The sequence below is a fragment of the Candidatus Zixiibacteriota bacterium genome, from assembly GCA_040752595.1.
Taxonomy (GTDB): domain Bacteria; phylum Zixibacteria; class MSB-5A5; order WJJR01; family WJJR01; genus JACQFV01.
In genome coordinates, this window is the sequence record JBFMGX010000031.1 from 1 (window position 1) to 13,142 (window position 13,142).

Here is a 13,142-nt window from a genome sequence, read left to right on the forward strand (position 1 = left end):
GGCCTGCGGCCGGATCGACCTCTCCCAGAGGGAGAGGTTATCTGGCTGCCTACAGGAGAGGGTCGGGGTGAGAGAATCTGCCATACCAAGGAACACCTGTAGGTCAGGAGCCCTGTGCTCCTGACAGACACACCGCGATCGGAGATCGCGGGCACGCGAGGACGGACAATCCCTCCCCTGACCCGCTCCCGAGACAATCCGGCAACTCTGACTCTGGCGCTCGGGATGCTCACACTGCTAATTGTTCTCTGATGCTTCATCGCCGCGGACGATCGATTCTCTTGTTGCTGGTGGTCGCCTTCTTGGCGGTCGCGTTGCCTGCCACGGCAGGGGCGGGGACCGGGCACGGTGAGGACGTGGCGCCAGTGGTCCTCGGGCTGGCCATCATCTTGGCGGGCGCGAAGATCGGCGGTGATCTGGCCGTGCGATTGGGTCAGCCGGCGGTGCTCGGAGAACTTGTGGTCGGTGTGCTCCTGGGGAACCTCGACGTCGTCGGCGTGAACGGGTTCGAGTTCATGAAGGAGCAGCCCGCGATCGGCGTCCTGGCGCAGTTGGGTGTGATCATCCTGTTGTTTGAGGTTGGGTTGGAGTCGACCGTCCGCGAGATGTTCCAGGTCGGTGTGCCTTCGCTGCTGGTGGCTGTCTTGGGTGTTGTGACGCCGTTCCTTCTGGGCTGGGGCGTGGGCGCCGTCATACTCCCGCAGCACAGCACCTATGCCCATATCTTCCTGGGCGCGGTGTTGACGGCGACCAGTGTCGGGATCACGGCGCGGGTCTTGAGTGATCTGGGACAGTCCCGTTCTCCCGAAGCTCGTGTCATTCTCGGCGCGGCGGTGCTCGATGATGTTCTGGGATTGGTGATCCTCGCCCTGGTGATCAATCTGATCAACGCCGCGGCGCTGGGACAGACATTGTCCTTTGCGGCGATCAGTGCCGTGCTGGGCAAAGCGATCGCGTTTCTGTTCGGTGCGCTGGCGCTGGGTGTATTCGTGTCACCGCGGCTGTTTGGCGTGGCTTCACGATTGCGGGGGCAGGGCGTGCTGCTCGTGACTGCGCTCGTCTTCTGTTTCATACTGTCCTATCTGGCGTGGCTGATCGGACTGGCTCCGATCGTCGGTGCCTACGCGGCCGGGCTGATTCTGGAGGAGACTCACTTCCGCGAATTCACCGCTCGTGGAGAGCAAAAACTGAATACCTTGGTCCATCCCATCTCCACCTTCCTGGTCCCGGTCTTCTTTGTGCTCATGGGGATTCAGGTGGAAGTGCGCGCCTTCGCCAACCCCGGCGTGCTCGGACTGGCGGCGCTGTTGACATTGGGCGCCATCTTGGGCAAACAGGCGTGCTCTCTGGGTGCCATCCGTCGCGGGTTGGACAAGCTCACGATCGGCATCGGCATGATTCCCCGTGGCGAGGTCGGTTTGATCTTCGCGAGCATCGGTCTGGGGCTGACGCTGCACGGGGAACGCATCATCGATGAGGGTGTCTACTCGGCGGTGGTCATCATGGTGATCGTGACGACCATGGTCACGCCGCCGGCGCTGACATGGAGCTTGCGACGGCACGCCCGACTGCAAAGAAGACAAGAGGCCGTCAGACGCTGAGGCGTCACGTGTTCCTGGATGGAAGCGGTCGCGTGACCCAGGAACTGCCCTCAGAGCTTTGTGGCGCCGGGTGCCCACACCCGGCGCTCAGGTTGGGTGAGGGCGTTCGACCGCACAAAACCCGGGTCATAGATCGGTTGAAGGGAGAGAGCCGCTGCACGGGTCTGAAGACCCGTGGCACAGCGGATCATTCGGGTTGAGAAACCAGTTCTTGGCCAGCGGCCTCAGCCGGCAAAGCCGTTGGGCTTGCGTGCCAACAGCGTAATCGAGGCCAGTGAATAGCCGTCGGACTTCTGATAGTCGTAATCGACTTCCGACTTGATCGTGATGTCGCCGAAGCCGACGCGCCGGACAATATCGAGGTACTCCTGCTTGTCCAGGGCGCCCGCGATACATCCGGCCCATTTCTCCATATCGGCCCGCACGTCCGCCGGGATCGTTCCCTTGGCGACCACGTCCGAAACGCAAAAGCGTCCTCCCGGACGCAAGATGCGGTAGATTTCCCGGAAGACGCGCTCTTTGTCCGGCGCCAGGTTGATTACACAGTTTGAGATGACCAGATCGATCGAACCGGGGTCGACCGGTATGTCTTCGATCTCTCCGAGCCGAAACTCGACATTTGTATAACCGCCGCTGCGCGCGTTCTCCCGGGCGCGATCCAGCATCGCTTCGGTCATGTCGATGCCGATCACATACCCGCGTTCTCCGACTCTTTGGGCGGCCAGGAAACAATCGATCCCCGCACCGGAACCGAGATCCACGACAATCTCGCCCGAATGAATCCCCGCTTGCGCGATGGGATTGCCGCACCCCAGTCCGAGATTTGCCTTCTGCGGTATGCGTGACAGTTCCTCGCGCGAGTATCCGGTCGAGATGTCGCTGGTGGCATCACCGCAACAAGGGTCTTTGGCACAGCACGGTGAAGCGGCACCTTGTGCCAGCGCCGCATACTTCTTCCGGACTACGTCTTTGATCGGTTTGGCCTGGGACATCTGGGTTCCCCTCTATTGATGGTCTGGCAGCCGGTTTCGCCGTTGGGAAGTGACGATCGCGATGGTCACATGCGGCCCACCGCGCTCAGCGTAGGGTTGTACTCCGGTCGGACCGTCGATGATGAATGGATCGGTCGATTTTTGCTCCCGATCAGACGCTTGCTTCTCAGGCCACCAGATCACGATCTTGGGGCTGGGCCCGTCCAGACCGCGCGCCCTTGGAGGACCCCGTGAGGGGCCCCCAAGGTTGGTCGGACGGGCCTTTTACTGTCCTGCCCAGGACCGGCGTTTGGCGCCTCCGCAACAGTGCGCCGCGCGCGGAACCATAAACCGCTTCATGACGTCCCTCCTTTCCGACTTCGGCTGTGCGTTTCGGTTCGGGTCCGCCGTGCTCTTGCAGTTGCCGACGGACCGACGGCGATGATCTCGATGGACCGGCAGCAGCAGGGGAAACAGGCCGCCAGGTCGATGCAGACAGTGCGCATGCGTTCGGTAGCGATGGCGTAGAACACGCGCTGCCCCTGACGTTCGCGTCGCACCAATCCCGCCTGGGCCAGCGCCTGCAGGTGACGGGAAATCGTCGGCTGCGACAGGGCGAAGAACTCCACGATTTCGCCGACGGTCCGTCTCCTTCCCTCCAGCATGAGCATGATCTTCAGCCGGGTGGGATCGGACAGCGCCCGCAGCGCGGGGGACAGATCAACAGGACCGGGGGCACGCTTCGTCATGACATCGCTCCATGTGCATATACGCATTTATGCATAAGCTGGTTGCGGTGTTCTCCGTTGCCATGGGATCGGCAGCCATCGGGAGCCACCGTGCGGCACCCTCTCCCGCGGACGGCGTATCTGATTGTCGCGCCAGCGCTTGCAAACGCCCAGGGGAGCTAAACGACAAGCCGCCTTTGTCCGATGAATAGAAGAGATGTCGCCCGGGGGCCGGCGGTACTGTCCTTCAGTGGCGACATCGCGGGGACATTATGGCCGTGGCAGCAAGGAAGCAGCGCAGTGCGGTGCGGGATTACCTGGAAGCGATCCTGGTGGCCGCCATCGTCGCCGTGGTCCTGCGGACATTCGTCGTGCAGGCTTACCGCATTCCCTCCGATTCGATGGTCAACACGCTTCTGCCCGGCGACTACCTCTTGGTCAGCAAGCTGGCATACCAGCTCGGAGATCCCAAGCCGGGCGACATCATGGTCTTTCAATACCCGCTGAATCCTTCGAAGGATTTCGTCAAACGGTGCATCGCCGTGGAAGGCCAGAGCGTGGAAATCCGGGACAAGGTCGTCTATGTGAACGGCACTCCGGCGCCGGTGCCTGCCGAGTTGACGTTCTTGGACTCGCGCACGCTTCCGGCCAATCTCTCCAACCGCGACAACTTCGGACCGGTCAATGTTCCGCCGGGGCATATCTTCGTGTTGGGTGACAACCGCGATGATTCGCGCGACTCGCGGGACTGGGGTTTTCTGGATCGGAAGTTGATTCGCGGCAAGGCGTTGTTTGTCTATTGGTCATGGGCGCCCGACCCCGATGCGCCCAAGTGGGAAAGCCCGTACATTCTACCTTTGTTGACGATCCCGTTCTACAATCTGGCCCACTTCCCGCAGCGCGTGCGCTGGAGCCGCATCGGCCACGGGCTGTGAGGACCGCGCGGCACCTCCATGGTGGCCGCGTCCGATTGCACGACCTGACATTGAGATTCGACTTCGTCCCCGCCGCATGGTGACATGCCGTCGGGGCTACCTGGGTCTCGTCTCCCGCCACAAAGCGGTCGCCAGCGCACCGGTGAACACGAACGCGACGGCGCTCATCCACATTGGCACGCGCACGCTCCCGGCCATGACTTCGACCTGAAGCAGGAGGCGCAGAAGGTGCCCAACCGCGACGACGATGAGGAAGATGATCGTGATTGCTGATGCCGGTTTCATCGTTCCATCCTCCTGGGACAACCCATACTGTATGGACCGATCAGGCATCTCCGGCAAGGACACTCGCTGGGCAGATTGCTCTCCCTATCTCGATGTGATTGGCAGGAGACACCCATGCTGACACAAGCAGCCACGGCATAGAACTCACTTACCCGTCGCTGCGGGAGAGGATGACGACACCGATGGTGAAGGCGACGGCGCCGACGATGACGAGAATCCCGGCGGGGAACATCATCTGCGACAGGGTGAAGCCACGCCAGATGGCGCCCTCCAGCCCGTAGATTCCCCATTTCACCGGGCTGATGTTGCTGAGCACCAGCATCCAGGAGGGCATGACCATCAGAGGCACCATGCCGCCGCCGATCATCGCCATGATCAGCATGATCCCCCACCCGGCGCCGGCGACTGCCTGCTGGGTCTTGCCGAGGACACTGATCATCATCACCAACCCGGAGAAACAGAGCGCGCAACTGAGGATGGCGACGACCACACCGAGAGGATTGGTCAACCGGACGCCGAAGATGGCGCGCCCCACCAGTATGAGGAAGACGCTGATGGTCACGCAGGCGATCAGACTCGCCAGCGCCTTCCCGGCGAGAATCTGTCCCCGGCTGATCGGCGCGACACGGAGTCGAAGCCAGGTGCCGCCTGTGCGCTCGCCGACAATCGAGTGGGCGAAGGCCAGCGTGACGCCCAACAGTCCCCACAGCATCGCCTGGGGAAAGGTGATTTCGAAACTCGAGCGCGGGTGCTTCGCACGGGCGGTGATTTCGGTCATCGCGATGTTCAACTTGGCGAACGGGGACGACTGCGCGCGGCTCGCCGAGTCGAATACCGTGCCATAGTTATCAAGAGCCGTGAGGAGATCCTTCAGCACCTGACGCTTCTCGCCGGGCATTTCGCGGGCCGAGTCAAGGACGGCCAGACTGCCTCGGATCCAATCCCGGGATTGTGCCGGGTCCGTGGTCACCGCCTGCAGTTGCGTGAAGTAGGCCTCGGTGACCAATCCCTGCAAGTATCCGGCCTCGGCCTTGCGCGCGGGATCGATGCCAATCTCGATTCCGGGGGGCTCCCATGGACCCATGTTGCGAGCCCGGTTCTCTCCTGGTCCGACCGCAACATAGGCGACCAGCCGTCCCGCGCCGACCAGCGCCCGCGCGGAGTCCTTGGGCATTCGTCGCACCGACAGAGCGCTGGATTTCTCCAACTGCCGGATCAGTCGCTCCGCCTGTTCGGTGCCTGCCTCATCGACGGCGGCGATCCGGAGCCGCGAGATGCTCCGACCTTCGGATGAAAAGATGGCGCCAAAGAACAACGCCATCAGCAGGGGGAACACCAACACCCAGAACAGAGCAAACTTGTCCCGCCCCAGAAGGCGCAGGTCTTTGACCGCCATGGCGACCAGGACATTCATCAGTCGCGCAATCTCCGGCCGGTCAGGTTCAGGAAGACGGTTTCCAGATCGGCCCGGTCGAGTCGCAACGTCCGCAGGCGCATCCCCGACCCGGTCAGCCGTGCCAGTTCCTCCAATGGTCTGTCTGTCTCCAGACGCAACCGATCGCCGTCGATGGAGGCGCCCATCGACTCGAGGTTGTCGGGTATCGCGTCCAGCTCCGCCTCGATGACGGATGTGCCGCCATGTAGCTCGATCAGACGCTCGACTGTGTCCAGAGCGAGAATCCGACCGTGGTCCATGATCGCCACCCGGTCGCACAGTCGCTGCGCTTCCTCCATATAGTGTGTCGTGTAGACGATCGTGCGTCCCTGGCGGCGCAACAACGCGATCTTGTCGAAGATCAGATTCCGCGACTGGGGGTCGACACCGGCCGTCGGCTCATCCAAGAGGAGAACCGGAGGGTCGGCGACAATCGCGCAGGCGATGTTCAACCGGCGTTTCATGCCCCCCGAGAATGTTGTGACCTTGTCCCCCCGACGGTCGGTCAGACCGGCGAGATCGAGGGCGTAGTCGACGCGTTCGCGCAGGCGTCGTGACTCTAACCCATACAACCGGCCGAAGAAGGCCAGGTTCTCATGGGCGGTCAACTCCTCATAGAGCGCCAACGCCTGCGGCGCGTACCCGATCTGGCGACGCACCGCGGCATTGGTCGGATCGGCCTTCCCGTCGATGAACACGGCGCCCGCATCAGGCACCAGACTCCCCACGATCAGATTGATCGTCGTGGTCTTGCCGGCGCCATTGGGGCCGAGAAGCCCGAAGGTCTCACCGGGGTGGATCGCAAACGAGACGCCGTCCACGGCGGTGAGCGCGCCGTATCGCTTCCGCAGATTGTCGGCTCGGATCATGTGGAAGGGGGGGCTTGGGTAACGAACAAACCGTGTGCCGTCAACCCCATCTGGGTTTCGCGAGGTCATCCCCGCAAAGCCCGAGGATAGGCCATCTACGTCGATTGGCGCGAGAAGGTTTCAAGGGTCAGCGCGCCGCCACGGACCATTGACGCAGCGCCGCGATGCCCGATCAACGCAGTGTGATCACACTCTTGGTGAAGGAAGGGAGGAGAGTCCCCCCTTCGAGATCGGTCCCCTCCAGGTGGTTGCCAGGAGTCACACAGCAGGTGTCGATCTCGAATGTTCCCATGGTGCTTGTTACATCGAAGACGAACTCGAACGACGGCCCGGCGACATATGCCTTTGACTCTCCCTCCGAAGGCCAGTTGTCGAACTGCCCGGCCTGATCGTCCTGTCCCGGCGGCAGATAGTAGAGCGTGGGTGGCGACGCAGTGCTGATTCCCGCCCACATGAAGCCATCCGGACTGGTGAAGTCGATCGGGGAACTGATCGCATAGGTACCGGATGTTGGCCCTGAGCAAGGGACGCCGCCCGTATCGCCATAGGTCAACTTCACGACCATGTCGGTCAGCGGACTGGCGCCGATGCGACGATCGGACGGCATATTGAGTTTGCATGAGTTGGTGATGTATGAACCCGGCGTGACGGCGCGGAACTCCAGGGGGATGACGAGTCCGTTCAGGGCGACCTCATTGGCCACATAGATACCGACGGTGACCGAATCGGCGCCGCCCGACACGGTTTTCGATTCGATGACGACCTGATTCCCGGACAGTGTTGGGGGCGGGGGCTTTGTTCCTGTTCCCTTATCGCCACTGCATCCGGCGGGCGACAGGACAAAGAGTGTGACCAGAGCGATCAATTGGCGACGGCGAATGTTCATGTGGGGTCCCATAGTCCTTCAGGGTAAACGCATCGCTCCCGCTTCGTCAAGAGATGAGTGACGGTTCTACGGCTCGCACGGCGCACAAAACTCCGTCGCCGGACTGGCGCCGCGGAAAGCGACGTTGACCGTTTTGACGACGTCGACGACGGTCGTGACATCGTCGCAACTGACGTCGGTGCGTTGACGGGGACAGACCGGATCGGTCACCGGCGTCGCGCCCCGGAAGGCGACGTCGACGGTCTTGACGACGTCCTGCAGATTGGCGACGCTGTCGCACTGCGGGTCTCCGTGGCAGGGACAGGAACAGTTGCAGGCATCACCGACCCCATTGCTGTCGGCGTCGGCTTGGTCCGGATTCGGGACCGTCGGACAATTGTCGCAGGCGTCGCCCCAGCCGTCGCCGTCCGTGTCAGATTGATCGGCGTTTGCCACGGTGGCGCAGTTGTCGCAACTGGCGAGGTAGAAGTCGGCGTCGACGTCGCCCAGCAGCAGGACGCGGACCTGTCCAGCGTCGGCGCCTCCACTCGCATTCCAACAGGCGCCGACAGCCAGATCGCGGATGCCGTCGCGGTTGTAATCGCCCGATCCGCAGATCGCATGTCCGAAGTTCTCGCTCGGTTCTTGTCCCGATCCGGAATGGATATTCAGGAGACTGCCGTATCCGCCGGAATAGAGATAGATGCGATCCTGCCCAGGAGCAGCAACCGCATAGTCGGCGCGCAGATCACCATCGACGTCACCGGTGCCGCAGAGGGCGGCACCAAGCTGGCTTTCGGCAATCGCGCCCTCGTGCGTGTACAACTGAGCACCATCGACGCCGGAGAAGACATAGGCGCGGCCGGTTTCCAGGTACGGTGCACCCACCAGGATGTCGGCGCGTCCATCGCCGGTGACATCGCCGGTCCCGGCCACGGCGGCGCCGAAGTTTCCGCCGCTGGCTTCGCCGGTGAGAATGTGGAGCAGCGCACCCGTGCTGCCGGAGTACAGATAGGCGCGACCCGCCTGCGGTCCGGCGGCGTCATTCCCTTGCGCGCCGATGATCACATCGTCGATGCCATCGCCATTCGCGTCACCGGCATTGGCGACGGCCAGGCCGAATTGATCACCGCCGGCTTCGCCGGTGAACGTCCGTACCAGTGCCCCGGTCTTGCCGGAGTAGATGAATGCCCGTCCGGGGCCAGGTGTCCCGACCGTGTAGCTGGGAGCGCCGATCAGCAGATCGGGAAGGGTGTCGCCGTCCACGTCGCCGAGACCGGCCACCGATGAGCCAAGATAGTCGGCTTCGGTATTTCCGGTGATGATGAGGTCGGCGCTGCCGGCGGGAATCGCGATCGGGAAGGGTCCGGAACGTCCGTAGAACAGATAAGCGCGCCCGGCATTGAACGCGCCGGCGTCGTTGGCGTTGGCGCCGACGAGGATGTCATCGTAACCATCCCGGTTCACATCGCCCGCGGCGGCCACAGCAGACCCGAACCAATCGCGCGGTGCCTGGCCGGTCAGGGTCATCATGAGAGAACCGTCCCGACCCGAGTAGACATAGGCACGTCCCGGTTCTCCCGGTCCCGGACGCTGGCCGTTGATCCCGGCGATGATGTCGTCAACGCCGTCGTCGTCGATATCTCCGGTATTGGCAACACTCCATCCCAAACCAATCGCCTCCTGTGCGCCGGTCAGAATCAGATAGGGCGTGTCCGCCAGACAGGGATCGCACGCATCGCCGATACCATCACCATCGCTGTCGAGTTGATCGGAATTGGACTGCGTCGGGCAGTTGTCGCAGACGTCGCCTTTGCCGTCACCGTCGCCGTCGGACTGGGACGGGTTGTACGTCATCGGGCAGTTGTCGGCATCGTTGGGCGTGCCGTCGCCATCCAGATCGTTGGTCACCAGTGTGAACGTTGTCAGGCCGTAGATGCCCCACGACACGCCGTAGGCCATCGGCCGCCAGGTGATCCAATGGAGCTGGGTATCCCATGTGTCGTAGATTCCGACCTCCGTGGTGACGTCGTCGTATCCGAGTGCCGTGACGAAGTGGTCGGTGACGCCGTCGGCGTTGGTATCGACGAGCAACACCACCGGCCGGCCGCTGTCGATCTCTGCCTTCAGACGGACCCAAATGAATGAGTAATAATCATGCTCAGCCGCCGCGGGATTGGCCATCGCATCGACCGAGTTCACATAGTTCATGAACGATGTCGAGACATCCGTGAACCAACTCCAGCCATAGAAATTGTATGCGGCGCTCCAGGACGTCCGCATGAAATCGCCCACGCAATTGCTCACATGGGCGCCGCCGGTTTCGGAGCGATCGGGCTGGAACGGCCCCGGGGCATTATCTATCGGGCACGAATAGTCGTGATAGTGATCGGAGTATGCCGCGCCGCAGACGAAATTCTCGTTGTCGCCGGCGATCATGGCGTTGACCGCCGCGGTTTGGGTGGCGGAGTTGCCCGGGACGAAGTTGGGGCGGAAATTGTCGTAGTAGCCGACGACCATGCCGACGGCGGTCGGGCCGCAGCCGTGCTGCCAGAGGTAGGCGGGCACGCCGGGTATGACAACCTGCGACAGCCGCTTTTCGGTGCGGCCGCGCTCGATCCCCGGCGGCGGTTTCGGGCCGGTCGTGCTCTGTTGGGACCAGGCGGTCGACGCGGTGATCAAAGCCCAGAGTGCGATGGCGATCAAGTAGCGGGTCGGTTTCATATGTTCTCCAGAGTCACTGTTGCAGGACTCCTACATTCCGCATGAATGGCATGACCTCAACACGTCCGTGCCTACGATGGTAGGGGCGTACGGCTGTACGCCCACGTTGATGGGCGCACGGCCGTGCGCCCCCACAAAGGACACCGGCGTTCATGGCTCACAGGGATGGCAGAACTCCACCGCCGGATCGGCGCCCCGGAATGCCACCTCAACCATCTTCACGACGTCAATGACGGTTGTCACCCCGTCACAGTTGACGTCCGTGCGTTCGCGGGGGCATTCGGGATCAAAAACCGGTGCGACGCCCCGGAAACCCACGTTGACGGTCAGGACCACGTATTGGACGTTTGTGATACTGTCACACAGCGGGTCGCCCTGGCAGGGACACGAACATGTTCCATACCAGAACCCGATCCCCAAATGGTACGAGGGTGATGTGGCCTCCCCTGCCACTGATTGGCCTATGGACATCCCCTCTTTGAAGTTCGTGGAAGAGGCGTCGATCAGACCTCCGCCGTTCAGGGAATGCCAATCGATTGAGTAGTTCGCCGAAGTGGCCGAGATCGGTGCTTGTGCACCTGTGTCGACAACTGCTGGAGCGGCGACCGCTGGTTCGCTCAAAGTGCGCGGTCCATTCGCAGTCACGGGTGCCGCTGACCGTGTCGTCGGTTTCGGTACATTGCGCTGCGCTGGCGGACGGTCGCTGGCCGCGAACGGGAGGCCGACGGCTGTCGCCGCGAGCAGGGCGCCAAGTAGAACGGTCTGTGATCTTGTCATGCATCTACCTCCAGGGAGGCATTTCAATGACTGTCATCTTGGCGTTCGGATACGGATCAGTATTCGAATCCTGTGACGATGATCGCCTGAGGAACACTGGTGCAGGTTCGGAACTCAACGGATTCGGCAGGTCCGACTTCAATCGGCGCCCCACCGTCGCTCGACCAGGAGGCGAAACCGTCAGGGCTGGAGAGGGCCATTGCGTCCATGCCGCCGATGATCAGGGCACAGTCAAAGGGACCCGAGCGCGAATACTCGCTGACGTAGATTCCGGTAATCTGTCGGATTCGTCCTGAGGGGCCAGAGAGCATCACGGTGGTGCCACCGCCCGCGGATGCATATGCACGGAACACACGTCCCGGAGTGGACGGATAGACCAATTCCCCCGGCTCCAATCCCTGTAGTTTGTCCGCGTTCCGGGCCTGGTAGGCATACCCAACCGAAGCCACACGCGTGCGCGGAGCCATCTCCGGATCAGTTCCCACGACGATGCCGAGCCACGAGTCATTCGCGAACGCCGTGTCGGGGATCTCGATAGTCGAACCAAGCAGCGCATTGAAGAGGCCCGACTTTGTGGTGATGGACTGAGTCTCTTCCCATAGCTTGTTCCCCGCCGCTTGGTCGTTATAGAACCGGAACGTGACGGAGTGCGGACCGTCCGCCACGACCTTGCCGGCCGCGTCGCGCAGGATTCCCTGGTAGTTGATCACGTGCGGGAATGCGGCTGCCAAAGACGCGGCTCCCAGCACGAGGAACACAGCCAACAAGACCCAACTGCTCTTACGCATGGTGTTTCTCCCTCTGCCCCCGATGGTTGAACTGCGGTAACTGCTGCTCGAAGTACTGCAACGCTTCCGAACGCCTACGGCCCGCACGGCTAGTCCCTTAGCAACGATTATTTGCCATTAACAACCGGCTGACGCATATTGCTCCGGGGGGAGGCAGTATGGCACGTCCGGTGGAGGTTCGATTGCGGGCGCTCCGGCCTTCGGAGCGGCAGTGGTTGAAGGCCAAGCTGCGGGACAAGAAGCTGTCGGTGCGGATTTACGGGCGGTATCGAGTCGTGGACGAAGCGGCGCGAGGGCGTCCGGCCGCCGAGATCGCCGACCGCGTGGGGATGCATCTAACGACCGTCTATGACTGGGTGCATCGGTTCAATCGAGAGGGTTTTGCCGGATTTGAAGACGTTCCTAACCCGGATGGGCGGCCGTCGTCTTTGTCCGGTCGGCAGGTGCGGCAATTGATCACGACGGCTCTGGCGCGCCCGACAGACTTAGGGTTGCCCTTCACGCACTGGTCGGTCGCCAAGCTACGGGAGTACTGCCAAAGAAAGAAACTGCTCCCGGCTTTATCCAATGAGTGGGTGCGTCGTCTGCTGCGGCGGGAGGGGATCAGCTTTCAGCGGACCAAGACGTGGAAAGAGTCGCCGGATCCCGACTTCGAGTCAAAAAAAACCGCATCCTGAGACTGTATGCCCAAGCGCCGCCCCAAAGCGCGGTCGTCTGTTTCGATGAATGTGGCCCCATGGAGCTGCGTCCGCTGCCGGGAGTCTGCTGGGCGCCCAAAGACATCCGCAGCGCCTCCGGGCCACCTACCACCGTCGAGCCGGCACGGAGCAGTTTCTGGCTTTCTACGATGTTCATGATGATTGTCTGGCCGGGACGATTCACAAACGGAAGACCAGTCGTGATCTTTTGTCCGCTTGGCGACGTCTGCGGGCCTGCTACCCAAAAGCGACCCGCCTTTACCTCATTTTGGACAACCTCTCTTCGCACCGGCACCCCATGCTGAAAGAGTTTGCGCGACAGCACAACATCCGCCTGGTGGCGGTATCCCATTCTTAGTTGAAATCGCCTGGGGCGATTGAAAGTTGAACGGCTCCAACCCGTGTGGTTTCTTGAGCTTAGCCGAGTTCGAGAAACCCCGAAAGGAGGAGCCATTCGATGAACAAG

The 13,142-nt window shown here is 62.1% G+C and carries 13 protein-coding genes; 4 read left to right on the forward strand and 9 right to left on the reverse strand.

Translation table 11 applies throughout. The features are described 5' to 3' along the window. The first annotated feature begins 251 nt into the window (after positions 1 to 251). A complete protein-coding gene (locus AB1792_08355; GenBank protein ID MEW5702225.1) occupies positions 252 to 1,601 on the forward strand; it encodes a cation:proton antiporter in 1,350 nt (449 codons plus the stop codon). 224 nt (positions 1,602 to 1,825) lie between these two features. On the opposite strand, the gene arsM is transcribed toward AB1792_08355, so the two are convergent. Together arsM and AB1792_08365 are read right to left on the reverse strand one after the other, a co-directional pair. Beyond that, a complete protein-coding gene (gene arsM / locus AB1792_08360; GenBank protein MEW5702226.1) occupies positions 1,826 to 2,593 on the reverse strand; it encodes an arsenite methyltransferase in 768 nt (255 codons plus the stop codon). 335 nt (positions 2,594 to 2,928) lie between these two features. Then, positions 2,929 to 3,321 carry a metalloregulator ArsR/SmtB family transcription factor gene (locus AB1792_08365; protein ID MEW5702227.1) on the reverse strand — a complete coding sequence of 131 codons (393 nt, stop codon included), beginning with the start codon at positions 3,319 to 3,321 and terminating at the stop codon, positions 2,929 to 2,931. A 251-nt stretch (positions 3,322 to 3,572) separates the two neighbouring features. Here AB1792_08365 and lepB point away from each other — a divergent pair, with 251 nt between their 5' ends. Next, positions 3,573 to 4,235 carry a signal peptidase I gene (gene lepB / locus AB1792_08370; GenBank protein ID MEW5702228.1) on the forward strand — a complete coding sequence of 221 codons (663 nt, stop codon included), beginning with the start codon at positions 3,573 to 3,575 and terminating at the stop codon, positions 4,233 to 4,235. A gap of 96 nt (positions 4,236 to 4,331) precedes the next feature. Here lepB and AB1792_08375 read toward each other — a convergent pair whose 3' ends face one another. The 7 genes from AB1792_08375 to AB1792_08405 form a co-directional block, all read right to left on the reverse strand. Further along, on the reverse strand, positions 4,332 to 4,520 hold the full coding sequence (locus AB1792_08375; protein ID MEW5702229.1) for a hypothetical protein: 189 nt from the start codon (positions 4,518 to 4,520) through the stop codon (positions 4,332 to 4,334). Positions 4,521 to 4,668: 148 nt separating this feature from the next. Continuing rightward, on the reverse strand, positions 4,669 to 5,934 hold the full coding sequence (locus tag AB1792_08380; protein MEW5702230.1) for an ABC transporter permease: 1,266 nt from the start codon (positions 5,932 to 5,934) through the stop codon (positions 4,669 to 4,671). Beyond that, a complete protein-coding gene (locus AB1792_08385; protein MEW5702231.1) occupies positions 5,934 to 6,824 on the reverse strand; it encodes an ABC transporter ATP-binding protein in 891 nt (296 codons plus the stop codon). Before AB1792_08385 ends, AB1792_08380 begins: the two co-directional genes overlap by 1 nt. A gap of 172 nt (positions 6,825 to 6,996) precedes the next feature. Continuing rightward, positions 6,997 to 7,710, reverse strand: coding sequence for a hypothetical protein (locus AB1792_08390; GenBank protein ID MEW5702232.1), 714 nt, complete (start codon positions 7,708 to 7,710; stop codon positions 6,997 to 6,999). A gap of 66 nt (positions 7,711 to 7,776) precedes the next feature. After that, positions 7,777 to 10,413, reverse strand: coding sequence for an FG-GAP-like repeat-containing protein (locus AB1792_08395; GenBank protein ID MEW5702233.1), 2,637 nt, complete (start codon positions 10,411 to 10,413; stop codon positions 7,777 to 7,779). Between the two features lie 150 nt (positions 10,414 to 10,563). Then, positions 10,564 to 11,190, reverse strand: a complete 627-nt coding sequence (locus AB1792_08400; protein ID MEW5702234.1) for a hypothetical protein — start codon at positions 11,188 to 11,190, stop codon at positions 10,564 to 10,566. Positions 11,191 to 11,246: 56 nt separating this feature from the next. After that, positions 11,247 to 11,978 carry a hypothetical protein gene (locus tag AB1792_08405; protein MEW5702235.1) on the reverse strand — a complete coding sequence of 244 codons (732 nt, stop codon included), beginning with the start codon at positions 11,976 to 11,978 and terminating at the stop codon, positions 11,247 to 11,249. A gap of 158 nt (positions 11,979 to 12,136) precedes the next feature. Between AB1792_08405 and AB1792_08410 the strand changes: the two genes are divergently transcribed. Then, the gene (locus AB1792_08410; GenBank protein MEW5702236.1) at positions 12,137 to 12,655 is read left to right on the forward strand and encodes a helix-turn-helix domain-containing protein; all 519 of its coding nucleotides are present in this window, start codon (positions 12,137 to 12,139) and stop codon (positions 12,653 to 12,655) included. A 49-nt stretch (positions 12,656 to 12,704) separates the two neighbouring features. Continuing rightward, positions 12,705 to 13,034: a hypothetical protein gene (locus AB1792_08415; protein MEW5702237.1), complete on the forward strand. Its 330-nt coding sequence runs from the start codon at positions 12,705 to 12,707 to the stop codon at positions 13,032 to 13,034. The last annotated feature ends 108 nt before the right edge of the window (positions 13,035 to 13,142 follow it).